This is a genomic window from Virgibacillus carmonensis, from assembly GCF_057836705.1.
In genome coordinates this window covers 60,502-76,177 of the sequence record NZ_JBYQFJ010000015.1, presented here as the reverse complement: position 1 = coordinate 76,177, position 15,676 = coordinate 60,502, and the positions used below count along the sequence as shown (strand labels likewise).

Below are 15,676 nucleotides of genomic sequence, written 5' to 3'. Positions count from 1 at the left end.
TATGCAATTACAGAATAATTTTGAGAAAACAATTATAACCTTTATACTTTTTGTTGGTGGTATGCTAGTCTCACTGCCGTTTATTTGGATGATTCTTAGCTCATTTAAAACAGATAGAGAAGTATTAAGTATACCGCCAACATTGATTCCGAATAACCCAACTTTTCAACATTATATTGAACTCTTTCAAAACCTTAACTTTGATGTTTACTTGATTAACACGCTGATTATTGTCTTTTTCTCTATGTTTGGACTAATGTTCAACACAATGGCTGGTTACGGATTCGGCAAATTTCAGTTCCGAGGCAAGGAAACGTGGTTTATTATTGTTTTAATGACTATGATGCTCCCTGGTCAAGTGACAATGATTCCGACATACTTAATTCTTAATGAAATGAATTTGACAAACACGATGGCAGGGATTATATTTCCTGGGCTAATTGCTGCATTCAATATTTTTCTAATTCGACAGTTTATGGTAACGATACCTGACGATTTGATTGAAGCAGCACGACTGGATGGTGCTGGTGAATTTTACATCTTTTTCAAATTGATTTTACCACTGTCTAAGCCAATTCTAGCGGTGCAAGTCATTTTAACTTTTATTGGCTCTTGGAATAGCTTTTTATGGCCTTTGATCGTTGCTAATGATCAATCACTTTATACGTTATCCGTCGGATTGGCACTTTTACAAGATCAAAATGTTACCAACTATGGACTACAAATGGCGGGCTCAGCAATCATGGTCCTCCCAATAATTATTATGTTTATCATATTCCAGAAATATATTGTTGAAGGATTTAATGTCTCTGGCATCAAATAATTCTGTCATATTAAAGGATTTAATTAAATTATTAATAAATATGGAGTGTGAGAAATGGCGCTTATTCAATGTGAACTATTTTCAGATGTTCTATCAAAAAGTGTCTCCATGACTGTGATTTTACCACAAAGATCATTTGCAGAAGAGAATAAGATATTTTTAGATAGGAAGTACCCAACTTTATATCTTCTTCATGGATTTAGTGATAATCATTCAGTATGGACGAGAAATACGTCTCTAGAGCGTTATGTTTCAGATCTTGAAATTGCCATCATCATACCCTCTGTCGATAATAGTTACTACACAGATATGAAGTACGGAAATAGTTATTGGACGTTTCTTACAGAAGAATTACCTTTTGTTGCCAGATCTTTATTCCCCTTATCTGATAAGAGAGAAGATAATTTTTTAGCAGGAAATTCAATGGGAGGATTCGGGGCATTAAAGTGGGGCCTTAATCATCCCAACCAATTTTCAGCAATCGCAAGCCTATCAGGAGTGACTGACATGGTGTTTCACTTGGACAGAATCCGTAAAGAGCAAGGGTCTAAAAATAGATCATTGTCCCTTGTTTTTGGAGAGGATGATATCACACATACTTCCAACGATCTAATGTGGAAAGTGGAACAATTGGTTAATTCAACTGACACCAAGCCGATGGTCTATCAAGCATGTGGAACTGAAGACTTTTTATATGAACATAATATACGCTTTTTTAATAAATGTAAGAAGACAGAGTTAGACCTAACAACTAATTTTGGTCCAGGTTATCATAATTGGGAATACTGGGATCAGAGAATACAGGATGTATTACGGTGGTTACCTATAAATAAAAAATAAATGTAACACCATATTTCTTGTGGTATTATAAATTGAAAGTTCCGGAACCATGGAGGCAATTAAATATGGCAACAATCAAAGATGTGGCAAAGCTTGCTGGGGTGGCAATTTCCACTGCTTCATACGCATTGAACAACAGCACTAAGATTAGTTTGACCACAAAGAAAAAAGTTGAAGATGCTGCAAAAACATTAAACTACATGAAAAATGGTTTTGCATCCGATTTAAAAAGAACAAAAACCAATACGATAGCGTTAATTTTGAGTGATTTATCCGGTCCTTTCTATTCTGAACTAATTCAAGGTGTCCAGGATGTGACAACTTCAAATGGTTATGATTTAATAGCATGCAGTTCAATAGGTGGACCCCAATCAACTGCAGTAAAGTTCTTAAGAGAAAAACGAGTAGACGGTGCCATTATCCTTGCACATAACATTAGCGATGAAATTACATTGGAATCAGCAAGAGAGGGCTTCCCACTTGTTGTTTTAGACCGGAAGCTAAAAAGCCAATTTGTATACCATGTGGAGGTTGATAACGTACACGGTGGATACCTTGCAACGGAACATTTAATAAAAAATGGTCATAACCAAATTGCATTTATAAGTGGCCCCCATAATTCTCATGACAATAATCAAAGGTTTCAAGGTTATATGGATGCTCTTAATGATTATGGCATTACTTTTCAACCTAGATGGAAACTTTCAGGCGACTTTACGCGGGAAGGTGGATACAGAGCAACTAAAATGTTGATTGCACAACGTGATCTACCTCAAGGTATATTTTATGCAAATGACGAAATGGCTATTGGTGGACTGCGGGTCTTTAAAGATAGTGGTATCGATGTCCCCAACGATATTTCCGTCATAGGCTTTGACGATATTCAATTATCTGAGTATGTCTCACCATCCTTAACAACAATAAAACAACCTAAATACGAAGCCGGTGCCTTATCTGTCCATTTAATTTTTCAATTACTGGCAGGAGATAGCGTCGATCATCATTATAAATTATCTACGGAATTGGTTGAGAGAGAATCCGTAAAAATAAGGAAATAGTCTAAATAAAGTTACAGCTCACGCATTAGCGTGAGCTGTTTTTTTCACAAACCAACAAAAAACGCATCCAATTCCCGATTAAACTTCTCCGTTTCCTCTAAAAACAACAAGTGACTGCTATTTTCAAAAGCCACCAGTTTTGAACCTGGAATTCGTTTTTGAATATACTCTCCTGCTTCTATTGAAAAAAATCCAACAGTTCCAAAACAGATTAATGTTGGTACATCGACATTCGAAATCGATTCACGATAATCAACCGCAGTTTGATTAAATACAATCGTACTTTCAATGGATGCTGGTAGCTTATTCATTTCGGCTAAAATCCATTCATGTTCTTTTGGATCTGGTTTTTCCTTAAACATGCCATGAATGAATTCACTATTGAAACCATGTTGATCCTCCTGTATTGCCTGCATAACCCCTTTAATTGCCTCAAAATCAAATGCCCCAAATTCCCAATCTGGCCATATATAGTCTGAAGGAGATTGATCTACGATAGTTAACGCTTTTACATTATCCGTCCCAAACTGATTCACATAATCCCATAGTACGAACGCTCCCATTGACCAGCCGACCAAAATGACATCCTTCAACTTAAGTTTTTCAATAAAGTGCTTCAAATCCTTGGCATACTGGGCTAACGTATGACCAAACTCCACTTTTGACGACTGACCATGTCCACGAAGGTCTACTGTTACGGTGCGATATTTCTCACTAAAATAAGGAACCTGTTTATGAAAAAATTTGCTGCTCATCATAACTCCATGAACGAAAATAACAGTCTGACCTTCCCCTTTATCTTCGTAATAAAGCTTTGTTTGTGAATCAATCTCAACGTGTGACATTAATATCTCTCCCTTTTAAATTATTTGAATACTCAAACTATATCACAAGATTAAGGTCCTTACCAATTAATGAAGTACCATACACCTCTTTTCATAAATTCGCTTTTTAAATAATATTATAATTAAGTAAAGGGCCAAGTTCACAAGGAGGGATCTCATGAATTCTCAAATCTCAAAGTTCTATCAGCAGTCTGTACAAGAACGGTTAGACAAGGTTAAAAATGAGACAAGTTTATCAGAGGAAGAAGCAAATTTATACAACAACTTTGGTTCATTAGGTCAGGAGATTGCTGATTTATTAATCGAAAACACGATTGGTGTCATGGAAATTCCACTTGGTGTAGCAATGAATTTTATCGTTAACAACAAAGATGTTTTGGTTCCCATGGCAATAGAAGAATCCTCCGTTATAGCTGCTGCCAGTAACGGGGCTAAGCTTACACGACCATCAGGCGGTTTCACTGTTACCACTACTGGATCCAGACTATTTTCCCAAATTCAGTTAACCGGAATTGAAGATGTGTTTGGTGCAAAAATGAAGATTCATGAACACGAGCAGGAAATTTTAGAAACGGCTGCTTTACAGGACCCAACACTAGTGAACCTTGGTGGTGGACCTGAGGGTATCGAAGTCAGAGTGTTCGAGAATATGAGTATGATAGTCGTCCATCTACTTGTTAATACATTGGATGCGATGGGTGCTAATGCTGTTAACTCAATGGCCGAAAAGATTGCTCCTATCCTGGAAGACAAAACAGGTGGAAAAGCATACCTTAGGATTCTATCAAATCTTGCGGACAAACGTCTTGCCAGAGCACGTTGCACCATAAAAAAGGAGGATTTATCTGATGAAACAATTGATGGGATTATCAGCGCATACCGTTTTGCAACTGTAGATCCTTATCGTGCCGCGACACACAATAAAGGCATCATGAATGGAATCAGCGCGGTCGTATTGGCAACTGGTAACGATACACGAGCAGTTGAAGCAGGTGCGCACGCTTATGCTGCAAGGTCAGGACAGTATACATCACTTACAACTTGGGAAAGAAATCAGGAAGGTGATTTAACAGGTACATTGGAACTACCACTAGTCGTAGGAATCATTGGTGGTGCTACATCCATTCATCCTAAGGCTAAAAGCAACTTAAACATGATGAATATCAAAACAGCTAATGACCTTGTTCAAATTATAGCCTCAGTAGGTTTAGCACAAAACTTAACTGCCCTTAAAGCATTAGCAACAGAAGGAGTACAAAAAGGTCATATGAAACTTCACGCAAAAAACATTGCCCATATGGCTGGAGCAAAAGGGACAGAGATAGACAAAATAGCAAAGCAACTCATCGAAGAAGATAACGTCAGGATTGATAGAGCGATTGAACTATTAAATTCAGGAAGGAGGAATTAGTCATGCGTGATCAAGCGGAACACAATTCTATCGATGATCAAACAGATCCAAAGACGAATGTTGCAGTTTGGGAAGATGTCGTGAATATTAAGGATTTGGTCCTGTCATTGGTTATTTGTACCGTAACAACATTAGGGGGTTACCTACTTGCTCCAAATGAACCACCAAAACCATTATTTTTTGGACTTGTTGGGGCAATTATAGGTTTCATCATTTGCAGCATAATTATTAAGCCTAAAAGAACTTTTAATTATATTGAAGAGGAGGATGAATAATAATGGATATCGTTTTAATCCTTGAAATGATAGTAGGATCTGTTCTGGGTGCAGTAGTCTACACACTAATTGGTGTTGCCCCTGGTACAGATGAGACTGCAGTTTTGGCTCCTGTAACCCTTGTATTAGTTTTAACTGGAGTACCCGCAATTGTCATCCTATCTTTTTTCATATCTGCAATCGTTGCCAAAAAGTTAACAGATTCTATACCTGTTGCTGTTGCAGGAATTCCAGGTGGTGTGATGGCTGCACCGATGGTAGAACACGGCATTACCTTAAAAAAACTCGGCGTACCAGATCTTAGCATACGAAAGATGGCTTCTGGTTCTGTAATTGGAACATTAGTCTCTGTTCCGGTTAGTTTAATACTTGCAAATATATTGGTACCTTTAGCTGATGTTATTATAAAATACGCGGAACCGATCTTTTTCATAGGTGCAATATTCCTAGCCTTAATGTGTAAAAATAAATGGTTAGCTTTAGCATCAATTCTTCCTTTTGCTATATTAATTCAGGCACTTAGGCATCTGTATTGGGGAATTGACGCTATTCCAGATGATAAAACTGTATTTGTATCGTTCTTTCTGGGCATTACAATTGGTCCTGTCATATTAACGTTATTTGAACTATTAAATAAGGATAAACGAGACAAGATGGAACGGTTTGGTAAAAAAACAATTACGATTAATAAATCGACAAATATAAAAGGGTTTCCGAATCCTTTCAAGATACTTGATAAAAAAGAAGTAGGAACAAGTGCTTTTGCATCATTAATAGGGTCTATCACTTTCTTTATGAGTCCTGTTGGAATGACCATATTCCTTGGCGAAACTTTATCAAGTAGAATAAAAGATCCAATAAAAAAAGCATGTCGTGCCATTTCTAGTATGGATGCCCTAACAAATGCCGCTTATATTTCAGGTACATTAATTCCGTTAATTGCTTTAGGAATCCCTTTATCACCAATGGCAATTGGCCCAGCAAATGCTCTGTTCAATGCACCGCCCGTTTACACATTAGAGCACAATATGCACCACTTGCTTTCCATGTCCGAATTCGTCTTAGCGACAATCATCGGAGCAGTAGTAGCCCTTGGAATAACCTTCTTTATTACAATAAAATATTCACAGCAAATTTGTGCATTCGTTTTTAAATGGATACCACATGAAGCAATGTTAGGCCTCTTTTTTGGACTAGTATTGATGCTGGCATATATGGACGCAGGGTGGATTAACGTTGCTGGAGTTTTCCTAGTTAGCTTAGTAGCAGGAATCTTTCACCGATGGGGAATTAATTATGGCGTACAATTTATGACTCTCTATGCTGCCCCATGGATTATGGTAAGTATTTTTTAGTCGTCACTAGTACTCGGAAAGAAATCAGAAAAGGAATCGGGTTTGAATTAAGAAGTTGGAATGAAAGGTAAACGCGGCGTTGATGGTGAGGGGATTTGCGACACTCCTCCGTATATTCGAGATGCTAAGTTAAGGTGAACAGTTGAATTTTTAAAATCCACTACTTTTTCAGCGGCCACCGAGGCACGAATGAGGAGGCCTGACCGTTCATCCGCGGAAAGGGAGTGAATTTCCTCACCATCAACAGTAGACCTCCTTGCTATTTAACATATAAATTCGATTACAAGTTCATTTAAGGGTACAAATTTCGTTTTTGTACCCCAAAATTGAACTACTTAGGTTTGAATCCGATTCCTTTATTTTATTCTTGAATACAAGTATTGAATTACTACTTATAATTTAACCTCTTTACGTTTACTAGAAGACGAAATTTTTAATTCTTCACGGTATTTCGCCACGGTTCTGCGTGAAATGGTTATGCCTTTTTTCGTTTTAAAATAATCAGCGATTTTCTGATCTGAAAAAGGTTTATATTTATTTTCTTCTTTCACAATATCCTCCAACAGTAGTTTTACTTTAGTCTGTGACATAGAATTGCCATCTTGGGTGCCTAACTTTGACGTAAAAAATATACGAAATTCAAACGATCCATTTGGTGTTTGGATCACTTTATTCATCGTCGCACGACTTACTGTAGACTCATGCATATTAATCTCTTCAGCAATTTCCTTCAACGTGAGTGGTTTAAGTTCTGAAAAACCATTTAAAAAGAATCCTTGCTGTTTTTGTAAAATAGCTTGCGTAACTTTCAATATTGTTTGTCGCCGCTGTTCGATACTGTTTATCAACCATTGATAGCTTTTGAATTTATCATGTACATACGTATCTAGGCCGCTTTTATTATTTAATTGCTCAGAGTATTGATTATTAAAACGGACTTCCGGTAAATAACCATCATTCAAATAGACGACAAACTTACCTTCCATATTTTCTACAATCACATCTGGATTTAGATATTCAGTAAACTCAGTAGAAAGCGGGCAAGGTTTTGGGTTGAGAGATTGAATACAGTCATAAGCCATCTTTACTTTTTCTAAAGTTATCTCTAAAGTCTTTGCAATACCATGCCATTTCTTATTTGCAAGTGAATCTAAATGATCCATAATGATCCGTTCTGCTGCCTCTTCTTCTGGATTATAATGTCTTATTTGTAACAATAAACATTCCTTTAGATTTCTGGCTCCTACTCCAATTGGTTCCAGTTGCTGAAGTAACTCGATTCCCCTACTAACTTTTTCCTTTTCAACCTTTAAAAACGATGATATTTCTAATTCACTCAAAGTTAAATATCCGTTCTCATCTAAATTGTGAATTAAATAATGGATAATATTTCGCTCATACTCTTCAATATCCAACCACTGTGTTTGTTCCATTAAATGACTGCGTATGCATTTTTCATTACTTGCTATAAAATCAACAGGATCTACCCGCGACGAAGGATCCACTTTTATCCCCTTAGTGCTCTTCCCCTTGTATGAAGAATGATCGTCTTTATTTTCTAATTCTATTAATGGGTTTTCCAATTGTTGTTCTTGTATAAACTGATATAATTCGTACGTCGAATACTGTAATAAAGCTATTGCTTGTCTTAACTCCGTAGTCATCACGAGGTTAAGCGTTTGTCGCTGTTGAAGTTTAAGTTCCATTATATTTCCCCCTACGAACTCCAAAAAATATGTATCCGCTTACAATATAGTATAATATGATTCTATGAATTTATCGAGGGAATAATTAAACTATTTAGTAAATAAATAAAAACAGCTGCCCTGACGAAGGACAGCCGTTCCTATTTCATTGTAAATTAACCCAAATACTTTTCACTTCTGTATAATTATCTAATGCATAGCTTCCCATCTCACGTCCAATTCCAGATTGTTTATAACCTCCAAATGCAGCTGCAGGATTTTCTACGTTATAATCATTAATCCACACCGTTCCAGCTTTTAAACGATGTGCTACTTTATGACCCGTCTTTATATTTTCCGTCCAGACTGCTGCGGCTAAGCCATACAAACTATCATTCGCCCGTCTAATAACTTCTTCTGTTGTGTCAAACGGGAATACAGTAACAACTGGGCCAAATATTTCTTCACGGGCAATAGTCATATTATCTTCTACATCAGCAAACACAGTTGGGGTAATAAAATACCCTTTATCAAATGGTCTTTCTCCCCCTGCTACTAGTTTTGCACCTTCTTCTATTCCTTTTTCAATATATCCATAAACCCTATCATATTGTTTCTTTGAAACGAGTGGCCCCATGTCAGTATCTGGATCCATTCCGTTTCCAAGCTTTACATTGTTTGCGCGAATCACTAATGCTTCTACAACCCTATCGTAATGTTTGCGGTGAACATAAACACGTGAACCCGCGCTGCAATTTTGACCATGGTTATACATAATTCCATCAAATGCACCCTCGATCGCTTTCTCAATGTCAGCATCTTCTAGAATAATATTAGGTGATTTCCCTCCAAGTTCAAGGGTTACATGCTTCACTCTTTCAGCCGCTTTTCGCATAATAGATTTACCTACCACTGTCGAACCAGTAAAAGCTAGTTTATCGATGCTATCATGGTCAACGATTGCCGCCCCAGCCGTATCTCCAAATCCTGGAACAAAGTTAACAACCCCATCAGGAAAACCTGCTTCCTTAAATAGCTTTGCTGCATAAAGCAAAGAAAGAGGTGTTTGCTCTGCTGGTTTCAATACGATTGTACAACCAGTAGCAAGCGCCGCTCCAAGCTTCCAGGATGCCATGGACAAAGGGAAGTTCCAAGGAATAATTTGGCCAACTACACCAACAGGTTCATGTACTGTGTAATTTAAGTAATCTGGGGAAATCGGTACCGTTTGCCCAAGTACTTTTGTAGCCCAACCCGCATAATAACGAAAGTGTTCTGCAGTACCATCAATATCATCCTCTAAGGCAACGGAATATGGCTTCCCATTATCTAAGGCTTCCAGTTGTGCAAGCTCTTCTCTATTTTGGTCGATTAGATCAGCCAGTTTATAAATAAGATGCGAACGTTCCGCTGCACTTAACTTTGGCCATTCCCCTTCTTCAAATGCATTCCTTGCTGCTTTGACTGCTTTATCAATATCTTCTTCATGGGCCGAACTGACTTCAGCAAGAATTTCCTCTGTAGCAGGATTATAGACTTCGAATTTCTCCCCGTTAACTGAAGGGACAAAATCACCATTTATATACAATTCTTTTTTTTCTTCTAAAAATGCTTTTACCTTTGGTTTCCATTCAATTTTTGAAGTAATCAATAGTATGCCTCCTCTTATTTTTCTAAAGCAAACAGGTTATTTAAAATTTCCTGTAGCTGTGTATCTTCTTCTTTTGTTAGTGGAAGTCTAGGTTTTCGTGATGGTCCACCTGCCAAACCTTGTATATCCATTACTCGCTTCACAATCTGAACAAACTTACCTGATCCTTCGATAAAGTTACAAAGCGGAAGTATTCTATCATATAGTTCCCAAGCTTTTTCACTATCGTTTTCTTTTACACAATTGTATAAGTCTGTAACAAGTTTTGGTGCAATATTACCCGCCACAGAAATCCAGCCGGTTGCACCTACTAAAAACGACTCAAGCGCTATATCATCTGAACCACAAAACGTTTTAACGTAACCTTTGCCTTGTCTAGAAATATCACGGACCTTGGTGATATCCCCACTTGATTCTTTAATATGAGTAATATTCTCAACATCCCGTGCAACTTTTAAAATCGTCTCTGTACCAATATCTACACCTGAGGTAAATGGATTATTATAAATCATTACCGGAAACGTTACAGATTCCGCTGCCGCTTTAAAATGCTCATAAATTTCTTCGTCTTTTGGATGTGCGTAATACGAGTTAATCAACAAGGCAGCATCAGCTCCAGCATCCTCTGCCTGTTTGGTAAAGGCAATCGCATCTTCTGTAGTTTCAGCAGCAGTACCAACAACAAGAGGGATTCTCCCATTTACCTGCTCAACTGCTACCTCAGTTACTTGATAACGTTCTTCTTTTGTCAAACTTACAAATTCACCTGTACTTCCGTTAACAACAATCCCTGCAACATTTTCATTGATAAAATGTTCGATATTCTGTTTTAGTCCATCCCAATTGATTTCTCCATTTTCATTCATAGGTGTAATAAGTACCGGAAAAGTTCCTTCTAATTGTTTCATTTTAGTATCCTCCTTGATTTATCATTATTATTTTTTCACTTTAAATTATTCTGAAATTAACTAGCCTTTTCTTCATCTTTACCGCTTGGCTTTGTATACCAAATAAATTTATTGGTAAATCCATAAAGGATGGATATAGCTACAACCAAAAAGTTAAACCATAGAAACGGTAGGTAAGCAAATGTTGATACTCCAAGTGTTGCAGCCATAAATACACCGCCATCTGACCACGGTACCATTGGCGTGGTTACTGTTCCGCCAGCTTCTGTATTTCTGGAGAGGACTCGACGATCAATGTTTAAGCGATCATAGTTTTCTTCTGTAATTTTACTTGCTGTAATGATGGAAACATATGCTGCTCCCCCAAAAAAGTTACCAAAGAACCCGGAAATTATAGTAGATAGGGTAGTCTTTCCTGCATTATCGGCCCATGCAAGCATCTTGAGACAAATCACCCGTAGAATTCCTGTTTGTTCCATTAAACCACCAACACCAAGAGCAAACAGTATTAACACGATTACATCAAGCATAAAAACAATGCCACCACGGTTTAGTAAATTGTCAATAAAAGCAACACCTGAAGCTATTGAATTACCCGAATATAGGCTATTAACTGCATCTAAGAGAGGTACATTTTGAAATAAAAATGCCCAAACTGAACCTAGTAATGCACCAAATAAAATCACAGGTATGGATGGTTTCTTCATTGCCAGCAAGATAATTACAACAACAGCTGGAATTACCATATACCAACCAATATTAAAGAAACCGTTTAATGAAGTCATCGTTGCTTCGGCTTCACTTAAACTGCCACTACTGTCATGAAAGAAGAAACCTGTAATAAGAAATAACAGTCCTGCTATTAAAAAAGCCGGCGTACTGACATAAAGCATAGATTTTATGTGATCAATTAAATTAACCTTTGATAAAGATGCAGTCATTACAGTTGTATCTGATAAAGGTGAAAGTTTATCGCCAACATAACAACCAGAAATAACTGCTCCCGCAACTAATGCAACTGGAAATCCGAAACTTATTCCAATTCCCATCATCGCAATTCCAGCCGTACCTGCTGATCCAAAAGACGTTCCTGTAGCTACAGAAGTAACTGCACAAATGATAAAAGCAGCTAATAAAAAGATGTTCGGATTAATAATTGACAGTCCATAATAAATGATACTGGGGACAATGCCTCCAGCAATCCAAGTGCCAATCAATGCCCCGACAGCAATTAATATTAGTACTGCTTCCAGCCCATCCGTAATCCCTTTCAAAATTCCCTTTTGCATTTCCATATAGGTGTAGCCAATTTTAAGTCCCACTAACATGATCATAAACCAAGTAGTTAGCAATGCCAGTTGAATAGGAATACCGAACTGTACTACAAAAAAGAACATAATTAGCACAAAACTAATTAATACAAATAATACTTCTCCCATTGTTGGTAATCTCTTATCTTCACTCATCATTCACTCTCCTCTTTTATTAAATAATATTGCCTAATCATTACAGAAAGCGTTTTCATTAGTTGTATTATTTTAGTAAAAATCCATTTTTTAATGGGTCTTCCTGATCATAGATAAATTGATGGATCCCGGTTGTAAAGCCCTGTGTCTCAACCGAAAAACGATGGTTTGTTTCAGGTATCAACTTAGCTGTAAGTAAACTGTTAAAAATACTTCGATTCGTAAATTGATCATATTGAGTTGTTGTATCCAGTAATGCCTTAAACAGCGCAAATGTACTATCCATTCCGGGTGAGCCCAAGATGCTTCCATCTTTTTCAAAAGTGACGGAACGAACCTCATTTGCTAGATTATCCTGGGGTTCCGAAATAATAATGCCATCAAAGATAACATTATCTTTCGTTTGTTTTTCTGCAGTGTCTTTCCCCCATTTTTTAATAGAAGACAAATGTTCAGAATCAATGCCAGGTATTGTATCTGGTAACGTAAAGATTAGGTAACTTCGAGATCCATCAACTTCTATCAACTGGTAATCCGATTTTTCTTCAACAGTCCGGCATTCATTGCTTTCAAAATAGATGGATGTAACCTCTTGATTGTCAAAGGCTGCTCTTACAGCGTAGATTCCGTTAACTGTTTCTATCTGATAACTATCATTTGTTCTCTTTACCATATTGCCTGTTTCTAATAAAGCAGTAACTGAAGTAACCAACCCGCCATATTTAAACTGAAGCTCACTATCATGATTAAAAAATAATAAGCCAAAATCAGCTGTTTTCGATGGAATTACTACACACCCATGCATCCTTCGATGACCTCTTGGTTCGTTTAGTAGAAATGTTTTCTCATCCTGATAGGTGCTCTGCAATAGATCATGATTCGATTTAACGTTCTGTTCTTCCAGATTAATTGATGATTGAACTACAATCCTGAATGCCTCACCAGCAACATGGGTATCTATCGTCGTAAACATCCTTTCGAAATTCATTTAAACACCTTCTTTTGAGTGGTTTTCCATAGGTGGAATAAGCAGAAACCCTTCCCTCAGTGGATCTTTTTCATTATAGAAAAAGCGATGCATACCCATCATCCAAGCAGACCCTGTAACCTCTGAAATTACTGCATCATACTGATTCACTTTTGTTGTTTCTAGCACTCTAGCTTTAAACATCGAACCGACGATACTTTCATGAACAAATAATTCATCGATTTCAATTTCATTTTTATCAAACAAAGTAGCTAGTTTCGCCGAAGTACCTGTTCCACACGGTGAACGATCAATTCCACCTGGAGGAACCACAACTGTATTTTTAACATCCGCTTCCGGGTGAACAGGATCTGTATAAAACTCAATATGTGTCAGCCCATTAATAAATGGATGTTCCGGATGCACAATATCTTCCGATTCATTAATTGTGTTACGAATTGTAATGGCCTTTTCAATTATGTCCGAAGCATTGTCTGTACGCAGCTCTATACCTAGCTTTTCAGCGTCAATTATTCCGTAAAAATTACCACCGTAGGCAATATCACATTCCACTTTACCAATTCCGTCTACATCAACAACGATAGTCTTCAGTAGGAATGAAGGTACGTTTGAAAAAGTAACTTCCTTTGCTTTCCCGTTAGTGACTTTTACTTTAACGTGTATTAAACCAGCTGGAGTATCCATTTTCACATTGGTATATGGCTCAACTACCTCAATTAATCCCGCTTCAACAAGGGCCGTGCAGCAGCCAATCGTATCATGTCCACACATTGGTAAGTAACCACCGGTCTCAATATAGATCACACCTACATCCGCATCGGGATGACAGGGTTCAACCAGTAACGCTCCGGACATTACATCGTGTCCTCTAGGTTCATTCATTAAAAATTTACGTATCCAATCATAATGCTCTTGCATATAAAGCATTTTTTCAGACATGGTATTTCCTTTTAAAGGAGGGAGTCCGCTTATTACTGTTCTCGTTGGATTTCCTCCTGTATGTGTATCAATTGTTGAAAATAGCCGTTGGAAATTCATTTAACTGATCACCCTCTCTTTAAAACGATCATAACGAAGTGGTTCAATTGGAATACATGTTTCTTTGTCAGAAATCATTTCTTCCATTACCTTACCGGTCACAGCAGCTAGACTTATTCCATCTCCCTCGTGTCCTGCTGCTACGTAAAAACCCGGAACTTCGTCAACACGCGAGATGATTGGCAAATGATCTTCTGTCCAAGGACGCAACCCTGCGTATGTTCGAATAACCGTCATATCAGCCATCTTAGGGTAAAAACGCAAGGCCCTTTTTGCGATATACTTGGTAACTTCATGGTTTACCTTTGTATCAAACCCGGCGAATTCTCTACTACTGCCAATCAGGAAGTTTTGACTTTCAGTAGGCTCAAACACTAAGGCAACACCATATTTTTCAGTCAAGGCATCTACATTTCGTTCCCCACCAAACTTTGAAATAAGATAGCCAAATTCCATTACTTTTCTTAATCCAACAGGCTGTTGTCTTGATGCAACAATTAGCTGACCTTTTCTCGGTTTTATTGGAATGTTAACATCTAACATCTCTCCAATAACGGGGGACCATACACCACATGCATTCACAACTTTGTTAGCTGTAAATGTTCCATTATTCGTTTCTATTACAAATTGGTTTGCATGATTTTTAAAAAGATTTTTCACTTCCGTATTGGTATGTACTTTTGCACCAAGTTGTTTGGCACTGTAAAACATGGAATACGTTAACATATATGGATTTACTGTAGAATCTGTTTTACATTCCAGTCCCCCAAAGAGATCATCCGCAAAATAGTTGGATTCATTACGTAAATCCTGGCGATCCAACATTTTAAATTCAAGTCCTGCATTTTGCTGCTGGTAAACCCATTTTTGAGCAGCTTCCATTTCAGTATCACTTTCACAAACTAAGATACTACCTGGATTTCGATACTCAAATGGTATTTCAAGCTCTTTACTTAGTTGATGAACAAGCTGTTGACTTTTTAGTGACATCTGACTATCGAAACCAGGATCTTTATCAATCGCCAAAATGTTCCCATCACATTTGGACGAAGTACCACTAGCTAACTCATTTTTTTCGAGCACAGTAATGTCCAACCCTGCCTTGGAACTATAGTAAGCAATTGCCGCGCCAATAATACCCCCACCAATAACAACAACATCCCGGTGTAATGCACCTTTCACAAAATCCCTCCTCTCTTCCCGTGCAATAATAATAGTTGCAATTTCCATGCCAAGACAAATTTAATGATTATTCTAAGAATAGATTGCATCTGCGAGTAAAGTGTGTAAAATTAATTTAAATACTGTAAAATATTTTATACACTTCGGAAGG

General features: G+C 37.4%; 14 protein-coding genes. 6 read left to right on the top strand and 8 right to left on the bottom strand.

The annotated features are described in order from the left end of the window. Position 1 precedes the first annotated feature (1 nt). From AC3G7N_RS12955 to AC3G7N_RS12945, 3 genes are all read left to right on the top strand, one after another. The gene (locus tag AC3G7N_RS12955) at positions 2-823 is read left to right on the top strand and encodes a carbohydrate ABC transporter permease (RefSeq protein ID WP_489422581.1); all 822 of its coding nucleotides are present in this window, start codon (positions 2-4) and stop codon (positions 821-823) included. A gap of 54 nt (positions 824-877) precedes the next feature. Beyond that, positions 878-1,663, top strand: coding sequence for an alpha/beta hydrolase (locus AC3G7N_RS12950; RefSeq protein WP_489422580.1), 786 nt, complete (start codon positions 878-880; stop codon positions 1,661-1,663). Positions 1,664-1,728: 65 nt separating this feature from the next. After that, the gene (locus tag AC3G7N_RS12945) at positions 1,729-2,721 is read left to right on the top strand and encodes a LacI family DNA-binding transcriptional regulator (RefSeq protein WP_489422579.1); all 993 of its coding nucleotides are present in this window, start codon (positions 1,729-1,731) and stop codon (positions 2,719-2,721) included. Positions 2,722-2,765: 44 nt separating this feature from the next. Here AC3G7N_RS12945 and AC3G7N_RS12940 read toward each other — a convergent pair whose 3' ends face one another. Next, entirely contained in the window at positions 2,766-3,566 is an 801-nt protein-coding gene (locus tag AC3G7N_RS12940; protein WP_489422578.1) for an alpha/beta fold hydrolase, read from the bottom strand. A 157-nt stretch (positions 3,567-3,723) separates the two neighbouring features. Here AC3G7N_RS12940 and AC3G7N_RS12935 point away from each other — a divergent pair, with 157 nt between their 5' ends. Genes AC3G7N_RS12935 through AC3G7N_RS12925 form a run of 3 tightly spaced genes read left to right on the top strand, consistent with a single transcriptional unit; the run spans position 3,724 to position 6,607 of the window. Continuing rightward, positions 3,724-4,977: a hydroxymethylglutaryl-CoA reductase, degradative gene (locus tag AC3G7N_RS12935; RefSeq protein WP_489422577.1), complete on the top strand. Its 1,254-nt coding sequence runs from the start codon at positions 3,724-3,726 to the stop codon at positions 4,975-4,977. Between the two features lie 2 nt (positions 4,978-4,979). After that, positions 4,980-5,252, top strand: a complete 273-nt coding sequence (locus AC3G7N_RS12930) for a hypothetical protein (RefSeq protein WP_489422576.1) — start codon at positions 4,980-4,982, stop codon at positions 5,250-5,252. A 2-nt stretch (positions 5,253-5,254) separates the two neighbouring features. Further along, complete coding sequence (locus AC3G7N_RS12925) at positions 5,255-6,607, top strand: tripartite tricarboxylate transporter permease (protein ID WP_489422575.1); 1,353 nt, start codon at positions 5,255-5,257, stop codon at positions 6,605-6,607. 392 nt (positions 6,608-6,999) lie between these two features. On the opposite strand, the gene rpoN is transcribed toward AC3G7N_RS12925, so the two are convergent. The 7 genes from rpoN to AC3G7N_RS12890 all read right to left on the bottom strand — a co-directional run bounded on the left by rpoN (position 7,000) and on the right by AC3G7N_RS12890 (position 15,525). Further along, positions 7,000-8,313 (bottom strand): RNA polymerase factor sigma-54, encoded by a 1,314-nt coding sequence (gene rpoN / locus AC3G7N_RS12920; protein ID WP_489422574.1) that lies wholly within the window; start codon positions 8,311-8,313, stop codon positions 7,000-7,002. Between the two features lie 145 nt (positions 8,314-8,458). Next, positions 8,459-9,943: an aldehyde dehydrogenase family protein gene (locus tag AC3G7N_RS12915; protein WP_489422573.1), complete on the bottom strand. Its 1,485-nt coding sequence runs from the start codon at positions 9,941-9,943 to the stop codon at positions 8,459-8,461. Positions 9,944-9,957: 14 nt separating this feature from the next. Next, the gene (gene dapA, locus AC3G7N_RS12910) at positions 9,958-10,851 is read right to left on the bottom strand and encodes a 4-hydroxy-tetrahydrodipicolinate synthase (protein WP_489422572.1); all 894 of its coding nucleotides are present in this window, start codon (positions 10,849-10,851) and stop codon (positions 9,958-9,960) included. Between the two features lie 56 nt (positions 10,852-10,907). Then, a complete protein-coding gene (nhaC, locus tag AC3G7N_RS12905) occupies positions 10,908-12,317 on the bottom strand; it encodes a Na+/H+ antiporter NhaC (RefSeq protein ID WP_489422571.1) in 1,410 nt (469 codons plus the stop codon). Between the two features lie 67 nt (positions 12,318-12,384). Further along, on the bottom strand, positions 12,385-13,305 hold the full coding sequence (locus AC3G7N_RS12900; protein WP_489422570.1) for a proline racemase family protein: 921 nt from the start codon (positions 13,303-13,305) through the stop codon (positions 12,385-12,387). Then, positions 13,306-14,343, bottom strand: coding sequence for a proline racemase family protein (locus tag AC3G7N_RS12895; protein ID WP_489422569.1), 1,038 nt, complete (start codon positions 14,341-14,343; stop codon positions 13,306-13,308). Further along, entirely contained in the window at positions 14,344-15,525 is a 1,182-nt protein-coding gene (locus tag AC3G7N_RS12890; protein ID WP_489422568.1) for an NAD(P)/FAD-dependent oxidoreductase, read from the bottom strand. It lies immediately after the preceding gene. Positions 15,526-15,676 lie beyond the last annotated feature (151 nt).

What these genes read in the sequence shown, in the direction of transcription:
- AC3G7N_RS12895 (WP_489422569.1), bottom strand. Translation starts at nt 14,343, where the DNA reads ATGAATTTCCAACGGCTATTTTCAACAATTGATACACATACAGGAGGA.
- AC3G7N_RS12950 (WP_489422580.1), top strand. Translation starts at nt 878, where the DNA reads ATGGCGCTTATTCAATGTGAACTATTTTCAGATGTTCTATCAAAAAGT.
- AC3G7N_RS12935 (WP_489422577.1), top strand. Translation starts at nt 3,724, where the DNA reads ATGAATTCTCAAATCTCAAAGTTCTATCAGCAGTCTGTACAAGAACGG.
- AC3G7N_RS12925 (WP_489422575.1), top strand. Translation starts at nt 5,255, where the DNA reads ATGGATATCGTTTTAATCCTTGAAATGATAGTAGGATCTGTTCTGGGT.
- rpoN (WP_489422574.1), bottom strand. Translation starts at nt 8,313, where the DNA reads ATGGAACTTAAACTTCAACAGCGACAAACGCTTAACCTCGTGATGACT.
- dapA (WP_489422572.1), bottom strand. Translation starts at nt 10,851, where the DNA reads ATGAAACAATTAGAAGGAACTTTTCCGGTACTTATTACACCTATGAAT.
- AC3G7N_RS12955 (WP_489422581.1), top strand. Translation starts at nt 2, where the DNA reads ATGCAATTACAGAATAATTTTGAGAAAACAATTATAACCTTTATACTT.
- AC3G7N_RS12940 (WP_489422578.1), bottom strand. Translation starts at nt 3,566, where the DNA reads ATGTCACACGTTGAGATTGATTCACAAACAAAGCTTTATTACGAAGAT.
- AC3G7N_RS12945 (WP_489422579.1), top strand. Translation starts at nt 1,729, where the DNA reads ATGGCAACAATCAAAGATGTGGCAAAGCTTGCTGGGGTGGCAATTTCC.
- AC3G7N_RS12930 (WP_489422576.1), top strand. Translation starts at nt 4,980, where the DNA reads ATGCGTGATCAAGCGGAACACAATTCTATCGATGATCAAACAGATCCA.
- nhaC (WP_489422571.1), bottom strand. Translation starts at nt 12,317, where the DNA reads ATGAGTGAAGATAAGAGATTACCAACAATGGGAGAAGTATTATTTGTA.
- AC3G7N_RS12900 (WP_489422570.1), bottom strand. Translation starts at nt 13,305, where the DNA reads ATGAATTTCGAAAGGATGTTTACGACGATAGATACCCATGTTGCTGGT.